This window comes from Pseudooceanicola sp. DL12 (assembly GCF_056270665.1).
Genome location: NZ_CM149884.1, coordinates 1,460,194 through 1,486,331, shown reverse-complemented (window position 1 = coordinate 1,486,331; position 26,138 = coordinate 1,460,194). Strand labels below are relative to the sequence as shown.

Below are 26,138 nucleotides of genomic sequence, written 5' to 3'. Positions count from 1 at the left end.
CGCATCCTTCGCCCGTGCCCGATTGGGCGTCAATCGCACAATCGCATCAGGCTCCTCAAAGGCCAAGAGACGCCACCACGGCTGGCAACTCGTCGAAATGCCGGATCAGCGCCTCGGGCTGCAGGGCAGCCATCTGATAGGCCGCAGGTCCGAACTCGACCAGGATCGACGGCACCCCGGCGGCGCGCGCCGTATTGCGGTCGGTGTCACTGTCGCCCACCAGGCAACACCGTGCCGGATCAGCCCCGGCGCGACGCGCAGCTTCCCGAAGCGGCTCGGGATCCGGTTTGCGAACGGGCAGCGTATCGGCCCCGATCAGGGCATCGAAGGTCTCGAGCACTGCCAGATCGCGCAGCAATTGCACCGCCAGCGCCTCGGGCTTATTGGTACAGATCGCCACCGCATGCCCCGTCCGTTTCAGTTCGATCACGGCTTCCATCGCACCGGGAAACAGCACTGTGCGTCGCGAAATGTCAGCCTCGTATGCCGCTAGCAGCAGCGGATATTGCCGGTCGATCTCCGCCTCATCCTCGCCGCGCCCCACCCGGCTCAGGCCGAGCCGCAGCATCGCCCTGCCGCCTCGAAGCGCGGTTCCGGCATCATCAGGGCCGAGCAGATCGGACAGGCCCATCCCGCGAAAACAGCTGTTGGCCGCTGCCAGCAGGTCACCGCTGGTGTCGGCCAATGTTCCATCCAGATCGAAAATCACCGCGCGCATGGTCCCTCCGGCAGGGTTCCGCTGCCATTGTTTCGGCCCGAAACCCAAGTTGATCCCGGCGCGACCACCCCGGCCTTGCGCCACCCCGTCATCCGGATAAAACGGGCGCACGCAAAGAACAATGGCCCAGGCAACGGTAAAACACCCGCGCGACGCCAAAATCAGAATGACCACACGGGGGCGGAATGAGCACGGCACTGATCATACTTGCAGCGGGCATGGGCACGCGGATGAATTCGGACCTGCCCAAGGTGCTGCATAAGATCGCCGGCGCACCGATGCTGGCGCACGCGATCCACTCGGGCCTGACTCTCGATCCATCCCGCGTGGTTGTCGTGGCCGGACATGGTGCCGAGATGGTCAAAGAGGCCACCGAAGAGGCAATGCCCTTCGCAGAGGTCGTTCTCCAGGAAGACCAGAAGGGTACAGCCCATGCAGTGGACCAGGCACGTGCAGCGCTTGCCGGCTTTTCCGGTGATGCCATCGTGCTCTACGGCGACACGCCCTTTATCCGGCCAGAAACACTAGAGGCTATGAAGAGCGCCCGTGCCCGTCACGATATCGTCGTGCTGGGCTTCGAGGCACGCGATCCCGGTCGCTATGGACGACTGGTAATGGACGGCCATAGTCTCGACCGGATCGTCGAGTTCAAGGATGCCTCAGAAGAGGAACGCAGGATCACCCTGTGCAATTCCGGTGTCATCTGCGCCGATGCCGAGGTGCTCTTCTCGCTGATCTCGGAGGTCGGCAACGAAAATGCGGCCGGGGAATACTACCTGACCGACATCGTGGGCCTGGCCCGAGCCCGCGGCCTCTCTGCCGGGGCCGTTACCTGCGACGAGGCCGAAACCATGGGCGTGAACAGCCGCGCCGAGCTGGCCGTTGCAGAAGCCGAGTTCCAGGCCCGCAAGCGCCTAGAGGCGATGGACGACGGCGTGACGCTGACAGCACCGGAAACGGTCTTCTTTGCCTGGGACACGGTGATCGGGCGCGACACGGTTATCGAGCCGAACGTGTTTTTCGGCCCCGAGGTCACGGTGGAAAGCGGCGCCCGGATCCGGGCCTTTTCGCATCTGGAAGGATGCCATGTCAGCCGTGGCGGGGCCATCGGGCCCTTTGCCCGCCTGCGCCCCGGCGCCGAGCTGGCCGAAGACGTGCATATCGGCAACTTCGTCGAGATCAAGAACGCCCAGATCGATCGTGGCGCCAAGGTCAACCATCTCAGCTACATCGGCGATGCCGAGGTGGGTGAGCAAACCAATATCGGCGCAGGCACCATCACCTGCAATTACGACGGCGTCATGAAGCACAAGACACGCATCGGTGCGCGGGCCTTCATCGGCTCCTCCACCATGCTGGTGGCGCCTGTCTCGGTCGGAGACGAGGCGATGACGGGGTCCGGCTCGGTGATCACTTCCGACGTGGAACCCGGCGCACTGGCCATCGCGCGCGCGCAGCAGGAGACCAAGCCCGGCATGGCACGGAAACTGATGGAAATGTTGAAGTTGAAAAAGGCCCGATTGGCCAAAGAGGCAGAGTAAAATGTGCGGTATCATCGGTTATCTGGGCAATCACGAGGCTTCTCCCTTCCTGGTCGAGGCACTGAAACGGCTTGAATATCGCGGCTATGACAGCGCCGGCATCGCAACGGTGAACGGCGGCACACTCGACCGGCGGCGTGCCGTGGGCAAGCTGGTGAACCTGTCCGATGTCCTCGTCCACACGCCGCTGCCCGGCAAGTCGGGCATCGGCCACACCCGATGGGCCACCCACGGCGAGCCTTCCGAAGTGAATGCGCACCCCCACCGGGTGGGCAAGGTAGCCGTGGTGCACAACGGCATCATCGAGAATTTCCGGGAACTGCGCCGCGAGCTTGCCGAAAAGGGCGCCTTGCCGGAGACGGAGACCGACACCGAAACCGTCGCGATGCTGACCGCGCTCTATCTGGAGGAAGGCCTGAAGCCCGTCGAGGCCGTGCGGAAGACTCTCGGCCGGCTGGAGGGGGCCTTTGCCCTGCTCTTCCTGTTCGACGGGGAGGACGACCTGATGATCGCCGCCCGCAAGGGGTCTCCCCTGGCTATCGGCCACGGGAACGGCGAGAACTTCGTGGGGTCCGATGCCCTGGCGCTCGCGCCCCTGACGGACAGGGTAACCTACCTCGAGGAGGGCGACTGGGCCGTCGTCACCCGCGAGAACGTCACCATTTTCGATGCTCAGGGTAACATCGCCAACCGCGAGATGCGCCGCGTTTCCCTCGACAGTGCGCGCGTCGACAAGGCCGGCCACAAACACTTCATGGCCAAGGAGATCGCCGAGCAGCCGCAAGTGATAGGCGAGGCCGTGAAACACTACCTCGGGCAATCGGGCAACACGATCTCCCTGCCCGGCGAGGGCCTCGACTTCACCGGTGTGGAGCGCCTCGTGATGGTCGCCTGCGGCACGGCATACTACGCCTGCCTGACCGCGAAGTACTGGTTCGAGCAGCTTGCAGGCATGCCCGTCGAGGTAGATGTGGCGTCCGAATTCCGGTATCGCGAGCCGCCAATCACACCGGGCACCGTGGCGCTTTTCGTCAGCCAGTCTGGTGAAACCGCGGACACGCTGGCCGCCCTGCGTTATTGCCGGGACAAGGCCGAAAAGATCGTCTCGGTCGTCAATGTCGCGGAGAGCTCCATCGCGCGTGAGAGCGATCTAGCCCTGCCGATCCTTGCCGGCACGGAAATCGGCGTCGCCTCGACCAAGGCATTCTCCTGCCAGTTGACAGTGCTGTTCATACTCGCGCTCGAGGCCGCGCGCCAGAAGGGACGCCTGGACGCAGACAAGGAAGAGAGCCTTGTCGCGGCCCTGCGCGGCCTGCCCGCCATCCTGGGACAGGCGCTCGACAGCAATGCGGTTGCGCAGACGCTCTCGGTCCAGCTGGCCGAGGCTCAGGACATTCTCTTCCTCGGGCGCGGCCTGATGTATCCCCTGGCGCTGGAAGGCGCGCTGAAGATGAAGGAAATCAGCTATATCCACGCAGAAGCCTATGCATCGGGCGAACTGAAACATGGCCCTATCGCGCTCATCGACAAGCATGTTCCAGTTGTTGTCATGGCACCGCGCGACGGGCTGTTCGACAAGACGGTGTCGAACATGCAGGAGGTCATGGCGCGGGGCGGAAAGGTCCTGCTGATCAGTGATCGTTCCGGGATCGAAGCGGCGCAGGACGGTGTCTGGAACACTATCGAGATGCCCCGCGTAGATCCGCTTATGACACCCATTCTCTATGCCCTTCCGGCGCAGTTGATGGCCTATCATACCGCTGTCGCAAAGGGGACGGACGTGGACCAGCCACGAAACCTCGCGAAATCAGTGACCGTCGAGTAGACTGCCGAGCAAGGGAACAGGGAGCGAGACATGGCAAAGCAGTTCGACCGGATCGACGAAGCGCATCGCCGCTTCATCGAGGATCAGCATATCTTCTTCACAGGAACGGCGGCGCCAGATGGCTATGTGAACGTCTCTCCCAAGGGGATGGACTCGCTTCGCGTGCTGGGCCCGAACCGGATTCTCTGGCGCAATCTCACGGGCTCCGGAAACGAAACGGCGGGCCAGCTGGCACAGTCGAACCGCATGACGCTGATGTGGTGTTCCTTTACCCGGCGCCCGATGATTCTGCGCTGCTATGGCACGGCGCAAACCGTCCATCGACGCGACGACGGCTGGGCCGAGTTGGACGCCCATTTCGAACCTGCCTTCGAAGCCAGGCAGATCTACGATATGACGGTGTCGATGGTACAGACCTCCTGCGGCTATGCCGTGCCCTTCATGGATTATGTCGGTGAACGCGATTCGCTCCACAAGTGGGCTCGCGACAAGGGCGAGGACGGCATCGCAGCCTACTGGCAGGAAAAGAATGCGCACACGCTGGACGGCCACCCAACCGGCATCCTTGCCGGCAATCTCGGAGCCGAGACATGACCATGGATGACGCCCTCGCCCTGCTGAAGGCCGAGGCCGCCCCTGAACGCGCCGCCGGGGCCGCAGCTTATCACAAGGCACAGCGCGTCTATCTGGGCGTTCCCAACCCCGTTCTCAACGACCTCGCACAGGACTGGCGCCACTGCCTTTCCCTTGAGGAGCGCGTGTCGCTCGCCGGCTCCCTGTGGCGCACCGACATCCACGAGGCACGCATTGCGGCCGCCAAGCTGCTGACACAGGCACGCATCCGGCCGGACGCGGCGGTCTGGGACCTGATCTGCAGCTGGGTCCCCGATTTTGACGCCTGGGCCATCGCCGACCATGCCTGCATGGCCGGACAGCGCCGTATCATGGCCGATCTCGACAGGCTCGACCAGGTAGAGGGCTGGACGGTGGCACCCGACATGTGGACGCGCCGCGCCGCTCTGATCATCACGCTGATGCTGACGCGCCAAAATCACCCCTCGATCGCCGAGATGGCGGCACGGGAACGGGTTCTTGGTTGGGCGGCGGGTTATGTGGACGACAGGGAATGGTTCATCCAGAAGGCCGTTGCATGGTGGCTGCGCGACCTGTCGAAACACGATCCAGAGCGTGTTTCGGCCTTCCTGGCGGATTTTGGCGACCGGATGAAGCCCTTCGCCCGCCGCGAGGCCGCGCGCTACCTTGCCGTCCCCGCGGCCTGATCGCGCGACCCTCGGCTCAGACGCCTGCGTGCACGTCGATCTCTGCCAGGGCGGTCAGGGGCAAACCAAGAGCCTGCATCGCCTGAAGCGAAATGCGCGACCCGGACGTTGCCTCGCCCGGTATCGGAATCAATTCGACCTGTACGCGCTTCCCCGTGTCGCTCGCGATCAGGATGCCCTGCTGCCGGGCTGAGACAAGTGGCGTCTTCAGCCACAGGCCGGGTTCCGCCGCGTTGCCCAGCGTCGCAATGGTGGTGCCAAGGGATTGCCCGGCACTCACACTGGCAGGTGGCGTTGGCGAAATCTGCGCCTCGTCCGGAGGTGCCACCGCGGGGGCCTCGGCTTCGGGGGCATCTGCTGTCGGCGTCATTGCGCTGCAGGCCGAAAGGGCCGCCAGCGCGCAAAGGGCAATGATCTGTTTCATGCGCCAATCCTAGCGCAACACCTCGCCACATCAATCTCGGAATGATGCCTTGTCGCCGGGCATCGCCGGCAATAAGTTCCGTCCATGACACCTCAACTCGTCGATCCCTTTCAGCGGGCCATCACCTACCTGCGCGTTTCGGTTACCGACCGCTGCGATTTTCGGTGCGTCTACTGCATGGCAGAGAACATGACCTTCCTTCCGAAGAAGGAATTGCTCACTCTGGAAGAGCTTGATCGAATGTGCTCAACCTTCGTCGACCTCGGGGTGCAGAAACTGCGGATCACCGGCGGCGAACCGCTTGTGCGTCGCAACATCATGAGCTTCTTCCGGGGGATGTCGCGCCATCTGGAGAGCGGCGCGCTCCAGGAACTCACGCTCACTACGAACGGATCCCAGCTTGAGCGGTTCGCGGCTGATCTCGCCGCTGCCGGCGTGCGACGCGTGAACGTCTCGCTCGATACGCTGGACGAAGAAAAATTCGCGCGCGTCACCCGCTGGGGGCGCCTGCCACAGGTGATGCGCGGGCTTGATGCGGCCCAGGCCGCCGGGCTGAAGGTCAAGCTGAATGCCGTGGCCCTTAAGGGCTTCAACGAAGACGAGATCTTTACCCTCACCGAGTTCTGCGCCGCGCGCGACATGGACCTGACCTGGATCGAGGTCATGCCGATGGGCGACATGGGAGCTCTGGATCGGGTCGGGCAATACTGGTCCCTCGATGATGTACGCGCCCGGTTAGCGGAACAGTATCGCCTGATAGACCTTGCCGACCGAACAGGCGGACCCGCACGCTATGTCCGGATCGAGGAGACGGGTCAGAAGATCGGTTTCATCACGCCACTCAGCCATAATTTCTGCGAGAGCTGCAACCGCGTGCGGATGACCTGTACCGGAGAACTTTACATGTGCCTGGGACAGGAAGACATGGCCGACCTGCGACCGGCACTGCGCAACCATCCCGAAGATGACGCGCCGCTTGAGGCAGCGATCCGCCGGGCCATCGGCCTGAAGCCCGAGGGCCACGACTTCGACTATTCGCGCCAGCGCGCCGATGGCCAGGTGTCCCGTCACATGAGCCATACGGGCGGCTGACATGCAGCCCTCGGTGCGCCCGACGCCCTTTTATCATTTCTATCGCCTTGTCTCCCGCGCCGTTGCTCCGATGGCCTGGAGGCGCGTGTCCCACAAGCTCGCATCGGAACACACGCCGCCGGAACGTCGCCGAGAGCGCCTTGGTCACCCGTCAAGAAAACGGCCAGACGGCCCCCTGATCTGGTTCCATGCGGCCAGCGTCGGCGAGAGCGTCTCGGTGCTGGCCCTCGTTTCGACCCTGCTGGAAAGATGCCCGGACGCCCATGCCCTGATCACATCCGGAACCGCTGCATCCGCCAAGGTCCTGGCCCCGCGGCTGCCCGCACGCTGCCTGCATCAGTTCGCCCCATTGGATGCTCCGCGTCCGCTCAAGCGCTTCTTCGAATACTGGCACCCGGATTGCGGCATCTTCGTCGAGAGTGAACTTTGGCCCGGCATGCTCGTCACAGCGAATGAACGCGGCATCCCTCTCGCCCTGCTGAATGCGCGGATGTCGCGCAGCAGCCTGAAGAACTGGGCCCGCTTCGACGAGACGTTCCGTTTTCTTTTCGGCCTTTTCACGCTCGTTCGAACCCAGGACCGGGCAACCCTTGATGGGCTCCTGAAGCTCGGTGCCGATGCAGACAAGGTCGCGCTCGGCGCCAATCTCAAGTCGATGATCCTGCCACCGCCGGTAGCGGCAGAAGACTTGGAAGCGATGCAGGAAGCCTTCTCGGGCGCACCGTTCTGGGCGGCGGTATCGACCCATGAGGGTGAGGAAGAACAAATCATCGCGGCGCATGTTGCAGCCCGCGAGACCATGCCCGGTCTCCGGCTTCTTCTGGTGCCGCGTCATCCGACCCGCTCCGACGAGATTGCCGCCTTCCTGTCTAAACATGATCTGGCTTTCCGCCGCCGTTCCTATGGCGAGCTTCCCGGTGATGCCGAGGTCTATCTCGCCGACACTCTGGGAGAGACGGGCCTGTGGTACGCGCTGTCACCGCTTGTGTTCCTGGGCGGCTCCTTCGGCCCCGCGGGCGGTCACACGCCTTACGAGCCGGCGCTCTTTGGAACCCCCGTCCTGCACGGGCCCAAGGTCGCCAATTTTGCCGAAACCTATGCCGCCTTCGATACGGCAGGCGCCGCAAAAGTCGTGGCAAACGAAAGGGACCTGACCAGGAACCTGACCGAATTGCTGCCCGCGAGCCCCGCTCTCGAGGCCATGTCGACAGCCGCACGCGAGCTGGCTGCCGGGCAGAGCAACCAGCTCGAAGGTATCGCCGAGGAGTTGCTGACCGAACTGGCACCGCACCTTTCACAGGCGGGCGCTTCGGTTTAATCAGGTCACACCTGAGGATTCCGTCAAGAGGGAGACCACCATGACCCAGCAGCGCCCTGTCTCCACGGCCGATCTCGACGTGATCGCTCCGAACTTCAAGAAACGGCTGAGTGGCGTGACGTCCACGGTCGTGCGCCTGGTCCCCCTGCAGGCCCGTGAGATTTCCATCGCAGCGACGGCCCCCATAGACCTGCCAGGTGTCCCGCAGGTGCCCCTCTCCGCCCTTCTGACGATGTCCCGAAAGGGCCCCTCTGGCGCCAGGGTCTGGCATGCACGGCGCAATGTCGAGATGATCGCCGGCCTTGCACTCCGCGGCATCCTTCGCAAGGATCTGAAGCTGCTTTTCACCTCTGCATCTCAGCGCGAACACACGGGGCTTACGAAATGGCTGATCCGCCGGATGGATGGCGTGGTGGCCACTTCGGCACGCACGGCAGGCTATCTGCATCGCGAGGCGGAGGTGATCCACCACGGGATCGACACCGAGGCCTTTTCACCGACCGCGGATCGTGCAGCCCTCCGGGAAAGCATGGGCCTGCCCTCGCATGGGCTTTTGCTCGGATGCTATGGCAGGATTCGGGCCCAGAAGGGCACCGACGTTTTCGTCAAGGCGGCCATGGAGGTGCTGAAGGCAAATCCCGATTCAACGGCGCTTGTCATGGGCCGAGCCACAGACAACCACCGCGATTTCGAGGATGGGTTGAAGGCGGAGGTGGCGACAGCCAGGCTTGGGGACCGCTTGCGTTTCATGCCCGAAGTCCCGGTCTGGCAAATGGCCGACTGGTACCGGGTGCTTGATCTCTATATTGCTCCCCAACGTTGGGAAGGCTTCGGACTGACCACTCTCGAAGCTATGTCCTGTGGCGTACCGGTTCTGGCAACGCGAGTGGGAGCGTTCGAGGAACTCATCGATGAAGGGCACACCGGCCGCCTCGTCCCCTTCGATGACATTCCCGCCTTGACCGAGGCCGCGCTTGAGCTTTGTTCCGACCGGACCAAGCTGTCGGAGATGGGAAAAGCCGCGCGCCAGGAGGCCCTCTCGCGTTTCCGGATCGAAGACGAAGCCGCCGCATTGGTCGCAATCTACCGCCGGCTTCTTTCCACTGCCGAATGAAAAGGGCCGCCCTTTGGCGGCCCTTTTCAATTGAAGTGTCTGTCCCTCAGCTGGCCGGCATGCGCTCTTCGACGATGCCGGCCCACCAGGAGCAGCCCGCCGGAATTGCCTCGTCATTGAAGTTGTATTCCGGATTATGCACGTCGGCCGTGTCGCCGTTGCCCACCAGGATATAGGCGCCGGGCCGTTCCTCCAGCATATAGGCGAAATCCTCGCCGCCCATGGTGATCGGTGCCTCGGTTTCGCAGCTGCCAGCCACGGCACTTGCCACAGAAGCCGCAAAGACCGTCTGCTCCTCGCTGTTGACCATTGCCGGATAGCCCGGGATCCACCGGATCTGGGCTTCGCATCCGAAGGCCTCTGCCGTGGCCTTGGCAATAGCCTTCAATCGCGTCTCTCCCAGCTCCCGGTTGACCTTGGACATGGTGCGGATGGTACCGCGCAGAGTGACATGTGCAGGGATGACGTTGAACGCCTTCGATGAACTCTCAAAAGAAGTTACCGAAACGACAATCTGGTCGTCCGGATCCGAGTTGCGGCTGACGATGCTCTGCAGTGCACTGACAATCTGGGAAGAGGTGACGATCGGATCCACGGCCTGGTGCGGCTTGGCTGCATGCCCGCCCTGCCCCTTTACGACGATCTCGAATTGGTCGGTGGCAGCAAAGAAGGCGCCCGGACGGATCGCGAAGCTGCCCACCGGCAGCTTCGGCCAGTTGTGCATGCCGTAAACTTCCTGGATGCCGAAACGCTCCATCATTCCGTCATCGCACATTTCCTTGCCGCCCCCACCGCCTTCTTCTGCCGGTTGGAAGATCACGACCGCGGTGCCATCGAAATTGCGCGTCTCGGCCAAGTAGCGGGCCGCGCCAAGCAGCATCGCCGTATGCCCGTCATGACCACAGGCGTGCATGGCACCGGGCGTCTTCGAGGCATAGTCGAGACCCGTTGCTTCTTGAATCGGCAGGGCGTCCATGTCGGCCCGCAGGCCGATGACCTTGCCCGAGGTATCCGTGCGCCCCTTGATCACCCCCACGACCCCCGTGCGACCAAGACCAGTCGCGATTTCGTCGCATCCAAACTCCTTCAGTTTTTCGGCGACGAAGGCAGAGGTGCGATGGGTCTCGAAGAGGATTTCCGGGTTTTCATGAAGATCGCGCCGCCAGGCGGCGATGTCGCCGTGCAGCTCGGCAAATCGGTTCTTGATGGGCATGCACTTACCTTTCAGAAAGTTGGTCAAGCAGCCGCTCCATGAAGGCATGGCCGGCGTTGAACTGGTCGATTGTGATGAATTCATCAGGCTGGTGGGCTTGTTCGATGCTGCCCGGACCACAGACCACTGCAGAATACCCATGATGCTGGAAATGGCCAGCCTCGGTACCGTAGCTGACGACGTGGCTGCCATTGTCACCAGTCAGACGGCGGGCCAGCTCCTCGGCAGCACCTTGATCTTCCGGCGCGAGACCCGGTGCAAAGAACTTCTGCTCCAGCTCGATATTGGCTTCGGGGCGGATCGCCTGCATCTCCGCCTCGACGCGCCTGACCTCGGCCTCATAGGCATCGGCGTAAAGCTGTGGATCCTCGCCGGGCACGCACCTGAAAGACATGATGAAATCGCAACGGCCGGCCGTGATGTTATGCGCCGTTCCGCCAGAAATCATGCCGACGTGGGCATTGGTCCAGGGCGGGTCGAACAACGCGTCGGCTCCGAGAGGCGCCTTTGCCGCGTTTGCCGCGTTCACCCCATTGGCCCAGACGACCAGCTTGGCAGCTTCCATGACGGCAGAGACCCCGGTGTGCGAAATCGATGAATGTACCTCAAAGCCGTGGACGACCGTATTGTAGGCCAGGCCGGCCTTGTGCCCTGTGACCGGTTGCATCATCGAGGGCTCGCCGATGATTGCGACATGCCCTTTGGGAAATTTGGCCTCGGCGTCGCGCAAGAGGGGATCAGCCCCGATCAGGCCAACCTCCTCGTCATATGTCAGCGCCAGTTGCAGCGGTGTGGCCAGTTTCCGGCCTGCACCTTCGGCCAGTGCCCAGACCGCGAGAGCATCAAAGCTCTTCATGTCTACGCAACCGCGCCCGAAATACCTTCCGTCGCGCTCGTCTACCGTAAAGGGATCGCTTGCCCACACCTGTCCATCGACGGGCACCACATCCGTATGCCCCGAGAGTACGACAGCGCCCTCCACCATCGGCCCCGCATGTGCCCAGAGCCCTGCCTTCGGTTCACTCTCATGCACGTGCCGAAAGCAGGAGACACCATGCTCTTCTAGGTAAGTCTGCACCCAGTCAATCAACGGCAGGTTCGTTTCCCGGCTGACCGTCGGAAAGGAGACCAGTCTTTGCATGATCTCTAGGGGCGACAGGCGCGATGTCATCGGTATTGCTTTCGTTCCGCCGCTGCGGGCGATGTTGAGGAAGGATCTGGGGGCCGGCGGGACGGCCCTAAAGCGATCCGACAGATCAGTAGCCGCTGTCGGTCAGCAGCATGAAATGATCTTGCCCCACCTGCTCATACAGCGAAGGTTCAGGCTGGTATTCAAGATCGTGGATCGGCGAGGGGATCGGCTTGAAATTCAGTTCGTGTTCCTTCTTGCGCCGCGACGGGTCGGCTATGGGAACGGCCTGCATTAGGGCCTTTGTATAGGGATGGCGAGGATCTTCGAAGATCGCCTCGCGCGAGCCTATCTCGACGATCCGCCCAAGGTACATGACACCGACACGATGACTGACACGTTCCACCACAGCCATGTCATGGCTGATGAAGAGGAAGGACAGCCCCAGGTCCGCCTGCAGCTCCATCATCAGGTTCAGTACCTGCGCCTGAACGGAAACGTCGAGAGCGGACACCGCCTCGTCGGACACGATGAGCTTGGGATTGAGCGCAAGTGCGCGGGCAATGGCCACGCGTTGACGTTGCCCACCGGACAGTTCGTGAGGATAGCGCCGCAGGAAGTTGCGTGGCAATTCCACGCGGTCGAACAGCATTGCGACCCGCTCATGCATGTCCTGCCCCTTGAGCGTGCCGTAATTCTTCAATGGCTCCGCCACCTGATCAGCCAGCTGCATCTGAGGATTCAGAGAGGCAAAGGGATCCTGGAAAATCATTTGCATGTCCAAGCGCGCCTGCCGCAAACCGCCGTCGTTCAGCGCCGTGATATCCTTGCCATCGAGCAGGATCTGCCCCGACATCGGCTCGATCAACCGCAGCAGCGAGCGGCCGGCAGTGGACTTGCCGCAACCGGATTCGCCGACGAGGCTGAGCGTCTGCCCCTTGTTGATCTCAAAGGAAATATCCTCGACCGCGTGGACGTTACCGACCTTGCGACGAAGGAGCCCGCCCTTGACCGGAAACCGCGTGATCAAGTTCTTGACGCTCAGCAGTACCTCATCCGATCCCGGAATGGGCTCGATCTTCTGGTCTTCCGCACCGAAGAGCTTCATCGGCTCGGGGAACTGCTTGCCCTTCATCTCGCCCAGCTTCGGCACCGCTGCAAGCAGGGCCTTGGTGTAATCATGGGCCGGCGTGTTGAAGATCTGCTCGATCGGACCTTCTTCCACCTTGTGACCACGGAACATGACAACCACGCGATCGGCCATTTGCGCCACCACGGCCATGTCGTGAGTAATGAACATCACAGCCGTACCGGTCTCGCGCTTCAACCGGTCCATAAGAGCAAGGATCTCTGCCTGAATGGTCACGTCGAGGGCGGTCGTCGGTTCGTCCGCGATCAGCAGCCGAGGTTCGCACGCGAGTGCCATCGCGATCACGACCCGCTGCCGCATCCCACCGGACAACTCATGAGGGTACTGGTTGATGCGCCGCTCCGGCTCGGGGATCCGCACTTCCCGGAGCAACTCCACGGCCCGCTTGGTCGCCTCTTTCTTGGACATCCCCTTATGCAGGCGCAATCCTTCCGCGAGTTGCCTGCCGATGGTAAAGACCGGGTTCAGCGCCGTCATCGGCTCCTGGAAGATCATCCCGATCTCATTGCCGCGGATAGTCCTCATAAGCCCTTGATCCGCTTTCACCAGATCGAGTTCTTTTCCGTCCTTGCGGTCAAAAATTAGGCGGCCACCCGAAATTTCTCCGCCGCCATACTCGATGAGACGCATGAGAGACATGGAGGAAACGGATTTCCCCGATCCGGATTCGCCCACGACACAAACTGTTTCACCGGGATTGATCTCGAAGGAGACATCCTCGACGCCGTTAACTGGACCGTCCTTTGTCTGGAAAGATACACGCAGATTTTCAATGCGCGCGATGGGTGCTTGGGCGGAGTGAGTATCCAACATTAGACAACCTGACAGAGTAAGGGCTTCCCGACGCTAACGAGGCTTGCAGCGAAATGTCAAACCAGCCGATCAGGTCTCTCAGCGTCACCGGCTGGCAAGACTTGCAATTTGAGCGAATCCGCTTTTCGATGAGCTCACCTGACGGTGACCATCCGTGTATCAACGTGCAGTGGTACGTAAACCGGGGCAGGTCACACCGACAGATTCAACCGGAACCGCGCAAATGGTTCCGGATATCCAACTGGGAGACTATGTATGAAACTCAAAACGGTTTTGCTGGGCGCTGCCGCCACCATGGTGCTGGCCCCGGCCGCCATGGCCGAACGTGGCGAAGACGGCCACGTCAACATTCTCTACTGGCAGGCGCCGTCGATCCTGAACCCCTATCTCTCCAGCGGCACGAAGGACATCGAAAGCTCCTCGATGATCTTGGAGCCCCTGGGAAAATACGACCAGGACGGCGTCATGGTGCCCGCGCTGGTGGATGAGATTCCCACCATAGAGAACGGCGGCGTGGCCGAAGACCTGAAGTCGATCACCTATCACATTACCGACGGGCTGCTGTGGTCCGACGGCAGCCCCTTTACTGCGGATGACGTGGTCTTCACCGCCGAGTATTGCATGCATCCCGAGGGTGGCTGCGCCTTCCTGTCGAAATTCGACGGTGTTGAAAGCGTGGTTGCCGAAGATCCGCTGACGGTCACCGTGCATTTCAAGACCCCGCAACCGAACCCCTACGGGCCCTTCATGGGCGCACAATCCCCGGTTCTGCAAAAGGCCCAGTTCGAGAAATGTCTCGGCGCCAACGCCTCCAGCTGCACGGACGCCAACTTCTATCCCATCGGCACCGGCCCTTTCAAGGTGGACGAGTTCAAGCCGAACGACGTGATTTCCATGTCGGCCAACCCCAACTACCGTGATCCAGAGAAACCCGCCTTTGCGACTGTGACCTTCAAGGGCGGCGGCGATGCAGCGGCGGCTGGTCGTGCCGTGCTGGAAACCGGCGAATACGACTATGCCTGGAACCTGCAGCTTGCACCCGAAGTCATTGCAGAGATGGAAAAGGCCGGCAAAGGTACGACCGTTACCGCCTTCGGCACCCTCGTCGAGCGGATCGAGATGAACCTGACCGACCCGTCCTCCTCTCTCGGGCCGGACGTTCGTTCGACGACTGCCGCACCGCACCCGATCCTGTCGGACGAGCGCGTCCGCCGTGCCCTTTCGATGGCAATCGACCGCGAGATCCTGGTCGAAATCGGCTATGGTCAAGCCGGTCGCCCTACCTGCAACCTGGTCCCCGCTCCTGAGCTATACGCCTCTCCGAACACCGAATGCTTCACGCAGGACATGGAAGGCGCCAAGGCGCTTCTGGACGAAGCAGGATGGACCGATACGGATGGTGACGGCATTCGTGACAAGGACGGCATGAAACTGTCGCTGCTGTTCCAGACCTCCACCAACGCTGTTCGCCAGAATTTCCAGGATGCGATCAAGGCATGGTGGGGCGAGCTGGGAGTCGAGGTCGAGCTGCGCAACATCTCCGGTTCGGTGTTCTTCGGGGGCGACGCCGGCTCTCCGGACACCTTCCAGAAATTCTATGCCGACGTCGAAATGTACGCCAACAACTTCGACGGTACCGACCCGCAGGCCTACCTTGCAAGTTATCGCTGCGGCACCGAACCGAAACCCTCCAGCCAATGGCAGGGCACGAACATCAACCGCTACTGCGATCCGGAATACGATGCGCTGCTCGACGAGCTGCTGCAGACCGGCGAGCTCGAGAAGCGCGGCGAAATTGCCCGCAAGCTGAACGAGATGCTGACCAAGGAAAGCATGACCATTGTTCCGCTCGTAGACCGTGGTCGCGTTTCGGCGCACTCCAACTCCCTGGGTGGCGTTGTCCTGAACACATGGGACAGCGAACTGTGGAATACCGCTGACTGGTATCGCATCGACGAGTAATCGATGCCCACGTCCGGGGGCTGGCCTGTCCGGTCCCCGGTGCCTGCTTTTCGGTGCACAGCACCGCGGCCACCTGACGCCCGGGATCCCCAATGCTGACATTTACGCTCAGGCGACTGCTCATCGCAGTCCCGACCCTCATTATCATTGCCATCGTCATCTTCAGTCTGCTGCAGCTGGCGCCCGGTGATCCGATGGCAAACGTGCCACTCACCGTCCCTCCGGAAGTAAAACAGAAGATGCGCGAGTCCCTTGGCTTGGGGCAGCCAGCCTCGGTGCAGTTCTACAAGTGGATGGTACAATTCTTCTGGATCGAACCGCAGGTCCTGATCGACAATCTCTTCGGCAGCGACCTTGCCGAGGGCAAGCAACGCGTCCTCAGCTGGCAGACCCGTTCGCCCGTGATGGACATCGTGGCACAGCGCCTGCCCCAGACGCTCTGGGTGGTCGGCATGTCCTACGTTGTCGGCATCCTGATCGCCCTGCCGATCGGCATCTATTCCGCCTACCGTCAGTATTCGCTCTTCGACCAGATCGGCACATTCGTCTCGATGATCGGCTTCTCGGTTCCCACGTTCTTCACCGGGGTCCTGCTCATCGTGATCTTCTCGGTCAACATCCCGCGTGAGAGCTTCTGGTGGTTTCCATCGATTTACGACACCACGCATCAGGTGACTGACTGGGCCAGTTTCAAGTTCCAGATCCGACAGATGGTTTTGCCCGTGACTGTCCTCGCGCTTTACAATGCTGCGCAGATCAGCCGCTTCATGCGGGCGTCGATGCTCGACAACCTTAACCAGGACTACGTGCGCACTGCCCGTGCAAAGGGCGTGGGTGAACGTGCCGTCGTCCTGGTCCACGTACTGCGCAACTCGTTGATCCCCGTCGTAACCGTGATCGCCCTCGGCGTGCCCCAGGTCTTTGGCGGCGCCATCATCACTGAACAGGTGTTCAAGGTGAATGGCCTCGGCCAATTGCTGATAGGCGCGATCGAGGCCAACGACCTTCCCATGGTGCAGACGCTGACCTTTATCTTCGCGGTGCTCATCGTGCTCTTCAATCTGATTGCCGATATCCTTTACGGCATCCTCGACCCGCGGATCCGATATGACTGACCCGACCCAACACCCCCAAGAGCCCGAAGACGTCTTTCCGGCCTCCGGCGGCGCCTTCCAGGTCGGCGATATCCTTCAGGGGCCCATCCCGGCCACCCCACCTCGCAGTCAGTGGAAAGATGTCTGGCATCAGTTCCGCCACCACAAGGGCGCCATGATCGGTGGTTTCGTCTTCGTGTTCATCGTACTGGCGGTCTTCCTCGGGCCCTACATCTGGACGCTTGACCCGGCAAAGATCGACTTCCGGGCCCGCAACGAGGGGCCCAGCTGGGCCCATCCCTTCGGTACCGATCAACTGGGCCGCGACATGCTTGCCCGCATGATGGAGGGCGGCAAGATCTCGCTCTCTGTCGGGATCACCGCCATGCTGATCGCCTTGATCATCGGCACGGCCGTGGGGCTCTCGGCCGGCTATTTCAAGCGACTCGACAACTTCCTGATGCGCTCGACAGACCTGTTCCTTGCCCTGCCCCTTCTGCCCCTTCTGCTGGTCATGGTGATGCTCTTCCGCGAACCGCTCGCCGCAGCATTCGGCATCGACAAGGGCATCTTCATACTGATTGTGACGTCGATCGGCATCACGAGCTGGATGCCCACTGCGCGGATCGTGCGGGGCGATGTGCTCGCCCTCAAGGAACGCGAATTCGTCCTGGCCGCACGCTCGATCGGCACAAGGGATCGCATGATGCTGGCTCGTCATATCCTGCCGAACGTGATCTCGCCGATCGTGGTGTCTGCGACTCTGGGAATTGCAAACGCCATCATCACGGAATCCTCGCTCTCCTTCCTCGGGCTCGGGTTTCCGCCAGATTTCCCGACCTGGGGCCGGTTGCTCTATGACGGCATCGACTACATGCAGCAGAACCCCGAGCGCGTAATCATGCCGGGCGTCGCGATTTCGCTCACAGTGCTTTCCGTCAACTATCTGGGCGATGGGCTGCGCGATGCGCTGGATCCGCGCATCCGCGGTAGGTAGCCCCTCCGCCCACCTGCAACTCCGGATGCCCGCGCTTCGAAGGAAGACGCGGGCATTCTTTTTCAGCCTGTCCCCCCAAAAAGTTGGGTGGTCCGCGTAGGAAGTATCTGCGTCCACCGTTTCTCGTATGAAAGCACCGAAGAGGAGATGCTTCATGACGCAGAAAACAACCTTCCTGACGCTGATTGCAACAATGGCGCTTGCTGTCCCGTCTATGGCGCTGGCCCAGGCCGGCTCGCGACAGGCTCAGGCCTTTGCAAAGACGGATGCCAACGGTGATGGGGTCATCACCTTGTCGGAAGTCGCTGCGCGCAAGGCCATGGTCTTTGACCGGGCGGATACGAACAACGATGGTCGGATCGACCAGAAAGAAGCTCAACGTATCCAGCGCCGCATGCAGCAGGCCGTGAGCGCTGCAGGCTTCACCTTCGGCGCCGCCGACAGCAATGGCGACGGCTTGGTGACAGAAGAGGAATTCCTCACCTACAACCCGATGTTCGCCACCGCCGACACCGACGGCAATGGCCAACTGACGCCTTCGGAAATTGACCGGGTGCGAACCGCGATTCAGAACTAGTCGCTTTTCTCTCTTTCCCTTCCCCAATCGAAAAAACCTCGGAGTAGTACTTATGAAAGCCTTTAACCTTTCCACACTTGCCCTGACCGCAACCATGCTGTTGGCGTCCGCCGCCTCCGCACAGAACGTGACGATCTCGAACGGCAACGGTGGCGAAGTCTCCTCGAACCGCGACTGTATCCGCGCCGATGGTCAGGCCATGTGTGAGCGCAGCACCACCGCGACCAACGCCAATGGCGAAAGTACTTCGAAATCGCGTACCCGGATCACCGACGAGAGCGGCACGACCGTCGTCCGCGAGGGCTATGGCGGTGCAACCACGACCAAGAACCGCACCGTGACCCGCTAAGGGCAAACCGATACGACAGGCAGACCGGGCTGGGTGAATTTCTCGGTCCGGCTACAGCATCCCGCTAGGCTGTCGGAGTGTGGAAGATGACAGGACAGGACGGAGCAGGCTTTGGATTTGACGGAGAGCGCGATCGGGGACGCCTCGCTACTCGTACGAATTGCCGCACGCGAAGAAGCCGCCCTTTCAACTCTGATCGGGCGGCATGGCCGTGGCATACGTGGTGTCGCCACACGCTACCTGAACGACGCCAGTGCCGCCGAGGACATCGTGCAGGAAACCTTCCTGCGTGTCTGGACACATGCCGGAAGGTTCGATCCGCAAAAGGGCTCTGCCAAAGCCTGGATCTACCGGATCGCGACGAATCTATGTACCGATCGGTATCGGCGGCAGAAACTCGGATTTTTCTTCGGTTTCGGGCCCGGCACCCCCGAACCGGAGGACGATGTACCCGAGGTGGAGCGGCAGGTCGCCGGCAAGCAGGAGCTTGCCCGCCTGCGCAAGCACATCAATGCCTTGCCCACGCGCCAACGCATGGCGCTGCTGCTGAGCGTCGGCGGCGATCTCGGCACCGAAGATATCTCGCGCGCGATGAACACGAGCAACGGAGCTGTTGAACAACTATTGGTCCGCGCCCGCCGCACGTTGCGGGAGCTGATGGCCGACCAGGATGGGGACTCTGGGAAAAAAGCGAAAGGGGATGAAAGAAATGGTTGATCACAAGGAAAACGAACTGGACGAAAAACTCTTGTCGGCGGTCTTCGAGAACCTGCCGGAGCCGAACGCCGCCCGGACGACGGCCGACGTCATGCGAAGGATCGAGGAACTGGAAGCTCCCGCTGGTCGCTGGGCGCGGCTGCGCGAGGTAGTGCCGTCCCTCGCACCGCCACCAGGGCTGGTGGCCGCGAGCTTTGGCGCCCTTTTGATAATAACACCCATTGCCATCGCCAAGTGGCCAACCGGGACCGACAGCTTCGACCGTACTGTCCTGGCCATGGCGACAGGTGACCCTCTGGCCATGGATTCCAGCCTTTCCTTCCTGCTTGGCAACCGCTCGAAGGAGGCCGGCAAATGAGCCTTCGCCGTCCCTTCCCATTGATCATGTGGCTGGTGCTGGCCATTTCGCTGCTGCTCAACGCCGTGACCATCGGCATCTTCCTGCGCATCAATTCCTTCCGGACCACCCTGAACGGCAACTCCGGCGGGCTGCGCGCGATGAACGAAGACCTCACCACTGCCTTCGTTGTCGCAATCCGGTCCCACAAGGAAGACTTCGAAAGCTCTCTGAACCGGTTGGGCAAGGCAAGGCGCGCCATGTTTGATGCTGCTTCGGCCACCCCCTATGACCCTGCGCGTGTTGAGGCCGCCATGGCCGAAGTCCGCGAGGCAGCCACCGCCCTTCAGTTGCAGGCACAAATGGTACTTCTGGAGGAATTCAACGCCAACGCCGCAAAGAAGCAGAACTAATGCATGCGCCGACGGATGCTGCGGATGGCCAGCCACACGGTCAGAACAACCGCCGGCGTCAAGGTGGCCAGCATGTCGCCCTTTGGCAAACGAAAGCGTCGGCCACCGCGTAGGCCGTACATCGGGCCACAGACACGGCATGGTAGCTGGTCGCCACCACGGAGAGCCCTTCGACCGCCTGTTGCAACGTAGTTACGTATCGGCCGCCGGTCCATGCTGGCCGACAATGCCCGGATCTGGCACTCCGCCCGACGTTGACGCGCGTTCTCAGCAGATCCGCTGCCCTGACCGCGCGATGCGACATCACCTGCAAGCGGGTCCTTGTTACCTCGCCAGCCCGCATCGCAGGATCGAAGCGTCGTATCATGAAACCTTCGAAGGTCTGCCGCCCTCTCAGGCGCTCTGCGCGAAGAATGAATGACAACACGCTCGCGCAGGCTCGCCTAAAAGTCGTGCGTGGCTGCGAGCCCGTACGAGGATCGTGCCGCCATATCTTCCAGTTCCGCGGAAACGCTCAGCAGGCTTTCCAAGGTTTCGGCGGCTAGCGCCTCTCCGCACCGCTTGGCCGCGATCAATCTAGTGCAATCTCCTTCAAGCCGGCTCAATTCCGTATGCAACTCGCGAACGCAGGCAACTCCGAGCATCAACGTCGACTTGTAGGTCTCGATTTTGCGGAGGCATTGCGCAACCCAGCCAATCCTCCGTGCCCACATGGTCGGGCCTGCGAAGACCGCAAAACGCATGTGTCCCGCCTCATCGATGCGAAAGTCCCCGGCAATGCGGGCCTCCTGCTACAGCGCCCGAAGGACGGCGCAACTTTCGCAGACGGAGGAACGGTTCACCTAGCGGAGTGCGTCCTCCCCATCGGTAAAATGGGCAACCCGCATCAGGATGCATGTCACGGGGCTCCTGCGCCCGCCAATTTTCCTGGAAGGCATCGAACCCGCTGGGATCGAAAGGCCGTTCCGGCATCCCCTCTGGCGAGACCGTGAATGTCACGAACTCCGTATGGGTTTCATATTTCGGGCGGTGCCGCGCTATGTCACCGGACCAATGCGTGGCGGCGCCAGGTTGAGGGCGAGAGGCGCCGAAACGGTCCAGCAGAGCAACAATATGCGCGGGCGCTGCCTCTCGAAGACAGCATCCGATGGATGCGTCGCCCCCAAGGTGATCAAGGCCACTGAATATCGAGCAATAAGATTCGGAAAGGGACGCGCGTGCGATTCTCTGGCAAGCGGTTAGCCCAGCGGGTCGTCTTGCAGCGACACTTGAGGCAGCCTGGCCATTGGTGGTGTTCTCGCCCTCCCATGCCGCAAAGATTCGTAAAGAAATCAACTTATCAATTTAAATTAATAGGTTGACCGGATGTCCTTTCATACGGAGCTCTTGTGCTGCAGCGAAGTGCAGACTGTCGTGTCATCCGCCTGTGCAGAAAGGGCCCCGCCGTGGCGGAGCCCTTTGCAATTTTCAGTCCTGTCCGATCAGGAAATCTTTGCGAGAAGATCCCCGATCGACTGCTTGGCGTCGCCATAATACATCCGCGTGTTCTCCTTGTAGAACAGCGGGTTTTCGATGCCGGAGTAGCCGGTGCCCTGCCCCCGCTTGGAGACGAAGACCTGTTTGGCCTTCCACACTTCCAGAACCGGCATCCCTGCGATCGGACTGTTCGGATCTTCCTGTGCGGCCGGATTCACGATGTCGTTAGAGCCGATCACAATAACCACGTCAGTGTCCGGGAAATCCTCGTTGATCTCGTCCATTTCCAAAACGATGTCGTAGGGAACCTTCGCCTCGGCCAGCAATACGTTCATATGCCCCGGCAGGCGCCCGGCGACCGGGTGAATCGCGAACCGCACGTCCTTGCCTTTGGCACGCAGCTTGCGCGTCAGTTCCGCGACGTTCTGCTGTGCCTGTGCAACAGCCATGCCGTAGCCAGGAACGATGATCACGCTGTCGGCTTCTTCAAGCGCCTGCGCCACACCGTCCACGTCAATTGCGATCTGTTCGCCCTCGACCTCCATCGCAGGCCCTGTTGCGCCGCCGAAGCCCCCCAGGATGACCGAAATAAACGAGCGGTTCATGGCCTTGCACATGATGTAGCTGAGGATCGCACCCGAAGAGCCTACCAGCGCACCGACAACGATCAACAGGTCGTTGCCCAGGCTGAAGCCGATGGCTGCTGCCGCCCAGCCCGAGTAGGAGTTCAGCATCGACACAACCACCGGCATGTCGGCGCCGCCGATACCCATGATCAGATGATAACCGATGAAGAGGGCAGCCAGGGTCATGAAGATCAGTGGCAGGATGCCACCGGTGCCGAAGTACCAGATCAGGCAAAGCACCGCGATGGCAGCAGCCGCGATGTTCAGCAAGTGACCACCAGGCAGCTTTTCGGCCTTGGACGTGATCTTGCCGGCCAGCTTGCCGTAGGCGATGACCGAACCGGTAAAGGTCACGGCACCGATAAAGATCCCCAGGTAGAGTTCGACCCTCAGGATGTTCTGTTCGACGGCGGTTTTGTGCGCCAGGATCTCGGCAAAACCGTGCAGGCCCTGCAGTTGTTCCTGTGCAAGCGACAGCACGTGCCCAAGTTCGAAGTGAGCATTAAAGCCCACGAAGACTGCCGCCAGGCCCACGAGCGAGTGCATGGCCGCAACAAGCTGCGGCATTTCGGTCATCTCGACCTTCATTGCCACGTACCAGCCTATGATGCCGCCGCCCGCAATCAGAATGAGCGACAGCAGCCACAGGCCCGACCCCGGGCCGATGAGCGTGGCAAAGACAGCCAGTGCCATGCCGGTGATGCCGTACCAGACGGCGCGTTTTGCGCTCTCCTGCCCCGAAAGGCCACCGAGCGAGAGAATGAAGAGAACAGCCGCGACCACGTAAGCCGCCGTTGTGAATCCGAATTCCATGTGTCTCGGCTCCTTAGGATTTCTGGAACATGGCGAGCATGCGCCGTGTCACGAGGAAGCCACCGAAGATGTTGATCCCCGCCATGAAGACCGACAGCGCCCCGAGGATGATCACCAGCCAGTTGCCGGACCCGATCTGGGTCAAGGCGCCAAGAATGATGATCGACGAGATCGCGTTGGTGACGGCCATCAGCGGTGTGTGAAGGCTATGGCTGACGTTCCAGATCACCTGGAAACCAATGAAGACCGAGAGCACGAACACGATGAAGTGCTGCATGAAGCTGGCTGGGGCGACGAGGCCGACAGCCAGCAGCAGGAATGCACCGATGCCGATCAGCGTAACCTGGTTGCGGGTCTGCTTCTTGAAGGCAGCAACTTCAGCGGCGCGCTTTTCCTCAGGCGTCAGCTCCTTGGCCTTCTCCTTGGGTTTCTGGGCTGCAATCGCCTGAACCTTGAGGGGAGGCGGCGGGAAAGTGATCTCGCCTTCGTGGGTCACCGTGGCAGAGCGGATCACGTCGTCGTCCATGTCGTGGTTGACTACGCCGTCCTTCTCCGGGGTCAGATCCGTCATCAGATGACGGATGTTGGTGGCGTAGAGGCTCGACGATTGCGTCGCCATGCGGCTCGGGAAGTCGGTGTAGCCAATGATGGTCACGCCGTTGTCGGTCACGACCTTCTCGTCCGTTACCGTGCCTTCCACGTTGCCGCCACGCTCTGCCGCCAGGTCGACGATGACGGAGCCACGCTTCATGCTCGCGACCATGTCCTCGAGCCACAGCTTGGGCGCTTCGCGGTTCGGGATCAGCGCAGTGGTGATCACGATATCCATCTCGGGCGCGATCTCGCGGAACTTCGCGAGTTGTGCCTCGCGGAATTCCGGCGAGGAAACAGATGCATAGCCGCCGGTAGCCGCGCCATCCTGCTGCTCTTCCTCGAAATCGAGATAGACGAATTCCGCGCCCATGGATTCGACCTGTTCAGCCACCTCGGGCCGCACGTCGAATGCATACGTGATCGCCCCGAGAGAGGTCGCCGCACCGATGGCGGCAAGGCCTGCCACACCTGCACCGACCACCAGCACCTTGGCTGGCGGCACCTTGCCCGCAGCCGTGATCTGACCGGTAAAGAACCGGCCAAAGTTGTTGCCTGCCTCCATCACAGCGCGGTAGCCGGCAATGTTGGCCATGGACGACAGGGCATCCATCTTCTGGGCGCGGCTAATGCGCGGGACCATTTCCATGGCCAGCACAGTTGCTCCCTGTGCCTTGCACAACTCGAGCAGATCCGGATTTCCGGCGGCATTGAACATGCTGATCAGGGTTTGCCCCTTGCGCAGCATTTTTGCCTCCTCCTCCGACGGAGCCCGAACCTTGGCCACGATATCGACGGTGTCGTAAAGGGCCTGCGCGTTCGGAAGCACGGTCACACCGGCTTCCTCATAGGCGGCATCCGAGAATTCGGCCAGCGCACCGGCCCCTGTCTCGATATAGCATTCGTGCCCCAGCTTCTGCAGCTGGAGCGCCGAGTCCGGCGTCATGGCAACCCGCGCTTCACCCGCGAAGGTTTCCTTTGGCGTTCCGATTTTCACCTGTGTCGTCCCCCTTCTGAACAACTGGCCTCTGCAATTAGGCCGGGAAATTTCCCGGCCATTCTCACTTTGATCTGCGCAAGATTATTGCGCAACCATTGCCGCTCGATTTGCCTTGAATGGTGGCGGGTGTCAAACCCAACGGCGTGTCTTTTGCGCATAACGTGCGAAATCCGCCCGAAATTTCCTGCGCAGATAGTCCTCTTCCCGACGAATGAACCTTGTCTCCAGCACCCAGAACAGCAGGGGGATCAAAGGCAGCGCCAAGGCCGCTTCCCACTTCAGGATGAATCCGGTGAGCACCAGAACATCACCAAGGTAGATCGGATTGCGGCTACGTGAAAAGATGCCGGTGGTGACGAGGTGACTGACCTCGGCGCCCGGGATGATCGTCGTCTTTTGCCGGCGCATTTCATAGGCCGCCAAGGCCATCAGCAAAAGGCCCCCGCCGACAAGTAGCCCTCCGATCAGCGACGTCCACGCGTCAGTCGAAGTGAAGTCACAAGTGCTGAGCCGCGCAAGCGCATAGGCAAGTGCCAAGGCCCCTGCAAGCCAGACAGGTGGCATGTCGATCCATTTCAACATTGGGTCAGCCGGAATGATGCGCGTCAACATGAGCGACAATCTTAACAAGAGGCAGAGGCAACACCAGAGAGAACCAGTGCACAACCGGCACCTGCGGCTTCGCTCTGCTTAAATTGCCCAACGTCGTGCCATTTTCCCCACATAGTTGCACTAACAGTCCATTTTGACATTAATAGACCGCTTTGCAAAAGTTAATTCCGCAAATGGAGGAGAATCTGATGATGCTGGATGGGAAACACGCGCTTGTCACGGGAGGCGGAACGGGGATCGGCTTGGCCATCGCCCGGACGCTGGCAGAGCATGGCGCGACGGTCACGATCACTGGTCGACGCGCTGAGGTGCTTGCCGAGGTCGCAGGGCCGGGAATGACGCCAATGGCCATGGACGTAACCGACGAATCCGCGGTACGGGACTGTATCGCCGCCGCAGCCGACGCCAATGGCCCTATCCAGATCTGCGTAGCCAACGCCGGTATCGCGGAAGGGCGTAAACTACACAAGACCGACACCGAAATGTGGCGCAAGATCATGTCCACGAACCTGGACGGCGCCTTCTTTACTGTCCGCGAAAGCCTGCAAAGCATGCTGAGCACCGATTGGGGCCGCGTGATCGCCATTTCCTCCATCGCTGGCGTCAAGGGCACCGCCGGCGCCGGCGCTTACTCTGCCTCGAAGCACGGCGTGATCGGCATGATGCGATCCTTTGCCGAGGACTTCATGGGCGGGCCATACACCTTCAACTCGATATGCCCTGGATACGTCGACACGCCCATCGTCACCCGCAACACCGATGCAATTGCACAGCGGGCGGGCGTGTCAGAAGACGAAGCACGCGAAATGATGGTAGGGCTGAACAGACATAAGCGGCTGATCACCCCCGAGGAAATCGCGGCGACGGCCCTTTGGCTGTGCAACCCGGTCTGCGAGAGCGTGAACGGTACAGAGATCCGAATAGCGGGCGGCCAGATCTGAGCGAAAATTGAATGGC

The 26,138-nt window shown here is 61.3% G+C and carries 27 protein-coding genes; 16 read left to right on the top strand and 11 right to left on the bottom strand.

Going from position 1 to position 26,138, the window contains the following annotated elements; all coding sequences use genetic code 11:
- Positions 1-55: 55 nt before the first annotated feature.
- Entirely contained in the window at positions 56-718 is a 663-nt protein-coding gene (locus AC0WR5_RS06945) for an HAD-IIIA family hydrolase (RefSeq protein WP_475867821.1), read from the bottom strand.
- Positions 719-903: 185 nt separating this feature from the next.
- On the opposite strand from AC0WR5_RS06945, the gene glmU reads away from it, so the two are divergent.
- Genes glmU through AC0WR5_RS06925 form a run of 4 tightly spaced genes read left to right on the top strand, consistent with a single transcriptional unit; the run spans position 904 to position 5,364 of the window.
- Positions 904-2,259, top strand: a complete 1,356-nt coding sequence (glmU, locus tag AC0WR5_RS06940) for a bifunctional UDP-N-acetylglucosamine diphosphorylase/glucosamine-1-phosphate N-acetyltransferase GlmU (protein ID WP_475867820.1) — start codon at positions 904-906, stop codon at positions 2,257-2,259.
- A gap of 1 nt (position 2,260) precedes the next feature.
- Positions 2,261-4,084: a glutamine--fructose-6-phosphate transaminase (isomerizing) gene (glmS, locus tag AC0WR5_RS06935; RefSeq protein ID WP_475867819.1), complete on the top strand. Its 1,824-nt coding sequence runs from the start codon at positions 2,261-2,263 to the stop codon at positions 4,082-4,084.
- Between the two features lie 30 nt (positions 4,085-4,114).
- Positions 4,115-4,678: a pyridoxamine 5'-phosphate oxidase family protein gene (locus AC0WR5_RS06930; protein ID WP_475867818.1), complete on the top strand. Its 564-nt coding sequence runs from the start codon at positions 4,115-4,117 to the stop codon at positions 4,676-4,678.
- A complete protein-coding gene (locus AC0WR5_RS06925) occupies positions 4,675-5,364 on the top strand; it encodes a DNA alkylation repair protein (protein WP_475867817.1) in 690 nt (229 codons plus the stop codon). The genes AC0WR5_RS06930 and AC0WR5_RS06925 overlap by 4 nt, the downstream gene beginning before the upstream one ends.
- Positions 5,365-5,380: 16 nt before the next feature.
- Here AC0WR5_RS06925 and AC0WR5_RS06920 read toward each other — a convergent pair whose 3' ends face one another.
- Complete coding sequence (locus AC0WR5_RS06920; RefSeq protein WP_475867816.1) at positions 5,381-5,788, bottom strand: hypothetical protein; 408 nt, start codon at positions 5,786-5,788, stop codon at positions 5,381-5,383.
- Between the two features lie 84 nt (positions 5,789-5,872).
- Here AC0WR5_RS06920 and moaA point away from each other — a divergent pair, with 84 nt between their 5' ends.
- Genes moaA through AC0WR5_RS06905 form a run of 3 tightly spaced genes read left to right on the top strand, consistent with a single transcriptional unit; the run spans position 5,873 to position 9,312 of the window.
- Positions 5,873-6,880, top strand: a complete 1,008-nt coding sequence (moaA, locus tag AC0WR5_RS06915) for a GTP 3',8-cyclase MoaA (protein ID WP_475867815.1) — start codon at positions 5,873-5,875, stop codon at positions 6,878-6,880.
- A gap of 1 nt (position 6,881) precedes the next feature.
- A complete protein-coding gene (locus AC0WR5_RS06910) occupies positions 6,882-8,198 on the top strand; it encodes a 3-deoxy-D-manno-octulosonic acid transferase (RefSeq protein ID WP_475867814.1) in 1,317 nt (438 codons plus the stop codon).
- A 40-nt stretch (positions 8,199-8,238) separates the two neighbouring features.
- Positions 8,239-9,312 (top strand): glycosyltransferase family 4 protein, encoded by a 1,074-nt coding sequence (locus AC0WR5_RS06905; RefSeq protein WP_475867813.1) that lies wholly within the window; start codon positions 8,239-8,241, stop codon positions 9,310-9,312.
- 46 nt (positions 9,313-9,358) lie between these two features.
- Here the strand turns inward: AC0WR5_RS06905 and AC0WR5_RS06900 are convergent, their stop codons facing one another.
- From AC0WR5_RS06900 to AC0WR5_RS06890, 3 genes are all read right to left on the bottom strand, one after another.
- Positions 9,359-10,525 carry a M20 aminoacylase family protein gene (locus AC0WR5_RS06900; protein ID WP_475868919.1) on the bottom strand — a complete coding sequence of 389 codons (1,167 nt, stop codon included), beginning with the start codon at positions 10,523-10,525 and terminating at the stop codon, positions 9,359-9,361.
- 4 nt (positions 10,526-10,529) lie between these two features.
- The gene (argE, locus tag AC0WR5_RS06895) at positions 10,530-11,696 is read right to left on the bottom strand and encodes an acetylornithine deacetylase (protein ID WP_475867812.1); all 1,167 of its coding nucleotides are present in this window, start codon (positions 11,694-11,696) and stop codon (positions 10,530-10,532) included.
- Between the two features lie 85 nt (positions 11,697-11,781).
- Positions 11,782-13,617: an ABC transporter ATP-binding protein gene (locus AC0WR5_RS06890; RefSeq protein WP_475867811.1), complete on the bottom strand. Its 1,836-nt coding sequence runs from the start codon at positions 13,615-13,617 to the stop codon at positions 11,782-11,784.
- Between the two features lie 255 nt (positions 13,618-13,872).
- Between AC0WR5_RS06890 and AC0WR5_RS06885 the strand changes: the two genes are divergently transcribed.
- The 8 genes from AC0WR5_RS06885 to AC0WR5_RS06850 all read left to right on the top strand — a co-directional run bounded on the left by AC0WR5_RS06885 (position 13,873) and on the right by AC0WR5_RS06850 (position 20,063).
- Positions 13,873-15,579 carry a peptide ABC transporter substrate-binding protein gene (locus AC0WR5_RS06885; RefSeq protein ID WP_475867810.1) on the top strand — a complete coding sequence of 569 codons (1,707 nt, stop codon included), beginning with the start codon at positions 13,873-13,875 and terminating at the stop codon, positions 15,577-15,579.
- 92 nt (positions 15,580-15,671) lie between these two features.
- Entirely contained in the window at positions 15,672-16,694 is a 1,023-nt protein-coding gene (locus AC0WR5_RS06880) for an ABC transporter permease (protein WP_475867809.1), read from the top strand.
- Entirely contained in the window at positions 16,687-17,670 is a 984-nt protein-coding gene (locus AC0WR5_RS06875; RefSeq protein ID WP_475867808.1) for an ABC transporter permease, read from the top strand. The genes AC0WR5_RS06880 and AC0WR5_RS06875 overlap by 8 nt, the downstream gene beginning before the upstream one ends.
- A gap of 154 nt (positions 17,671-17,824) precedes the next feature.
- Entirely contained in the window at positions 17,825-18,247 is a 423-nt protein-coding gene (locus tag AC0WR5_RS06870; protein ID WP_475867807.1) for an EF-hand domain-containing protein, read from the top strand.
- A gap of 52 nt (positions 18,248-18,299) precedes the next feature.
- A complete protein-coding gene (locus AC0WR5_RS06865; protein ID WP_475867806.1) occupies positions 18,300-18,596 on the top strand; it encodes a hypothetical protein in 297 nt (98 codons plus the stop codon).
- Between the two features lie 111 nt (positions 18,597-18,707).
- Positions 18,708-19,313, top strand: a complete 606-nt coding sequence (locus AC0WR5_RS06860; protein WP_475867805.1) for a sigma-70 family RNA polymerase sigma factor — start codon at positions 18,708-18,710, stop codon at positions 19,311-19,313.
- Positions 19,297-19,671, top strand: coding sequence for a hypothetical protein (locus tag AC0WR5_RS06855; RefSeq protein ID WP_475867804.1), 375 nt, complete (start codon positions 19,297-19,299; stop codon positions 19,669-19,671). Before AC0WR5_RS06860 ends, AC0WR5_RS06855 begins: the two co-directional genes overlap by 17 nt.
- A complete protein-coding gene (locus AC0WR5_RS06850; RefSeq protein ID WP_475867803.1) occupies positions 19,668-20,063 on the top strand; it encodes a hypothetical protein in 396 nt (131 codons plus the stop codon). Before AC0WR5_RS06855 ends, AC0WR5_RS06850 begins: the two co-directional genes overlap by 4 nt.
- Before the next feature lie 58 nt (positions 20,064-20,121).
- On the opposite strand, the gene AC0WR5_RS06845 is transcribed toward AC0WR5_RS06850, so the two are convergent.
- From AC0WR5_RS06845 to AC0WR5_RS06820, 6 genes are all read right to left on the bottom strand, one after another.
- Entirely contained in the window at positions 20,122-20,490 is a 369-nt protein-coding gene (locus tag AC0WR5_RS06845; RefSeq protein WP_475867802.1) for a DUF3422 family protein, read from the bottom strand.
- 16 nt (positions 20,491-20,506) lie between these two features.
- Complete coding sequence (locus AC0WR5_RS06840) at positions 20,507-20,842, bottom strand: DUF3422 family protein (RefSeq protein ID WP_475868917.1); 336 nt, start codon at positions 20,840-20,842, stop codon at positions 20,507-20,509.
- The gene (locus tag AC0WR5_RS06835; RefSeq protein WP_475867801.1) at positions 20,817-21,398 is read right to left on the bottom strand and encodes a DUF3422 family protein; all 582 of its coding nucleotides are present in this window, start codon (positions 21,396-21,398) and stop codon (positions 20,817-20,819) included. Before AC0WR5_RS06835 ends, AC0WR5_RS06840 begins: the two co-directional genes overlap by 26 nt.
- A gap of 146 nt (positions 21,399-21,544) precedes the next feature.
- Positions 21,545-22,978 carry an NAD(P)(+) transhydrogenase (Re/Si-specific) subunit beta gene (locus tag AC0WR5_RS06830; RefSeq protein WP_475867800.1) on the bottom strand — a complete coding sequence of 478 codons (1,434 nt, stop codon included), beginning with the start codon at positions 22,976-22,978 and terminating at the stop codon, positions 21,545-21,547.
- Positions 22,979-22,991: 13 nt separating this feature from the next.
- A complete protein-coding gene (locus AC0WR5_RS06825; RefSeq protein ID WP_475867799.1) occupies positions 22,992-24,566 on the bottom strand; it encodes a Re/Si-specific NAD(P)(+) transhydrogenase subunit alpha in 1,575 nt (524 codons plus the stop codon).
- A 132-nt stretch (positions 24,567-24,698) separates the two neighbouring features.
- A complete protein-coding gene (locus AC0WR5_RS06820) occupies positions 24,699-25,181 on the bottom strand; it encodes a methyltransferase family protein (RefSeq protein WP_475867798.1) in 483 nt (160 codons plus the stop codon).
- Positions 25,182-25,369: 188 nt separating this feature from the next.
- On the opposite strand from AC0WR5_RS06820, the gene AC0WR5_RS06815 reads away from it, so the two are divergent.
- Entirely contained in the window at positions 25,370-26,122 is a 753-nt protein-coding gene (locus tag AC0WR5_RS06815) for an SDR family NAD(P)-dependent oxidoreductase (protein ID WP_475867797.1), read from the top strand.
- Positions 26,123-26,138 lie beyond the last annotated feature (16 nt).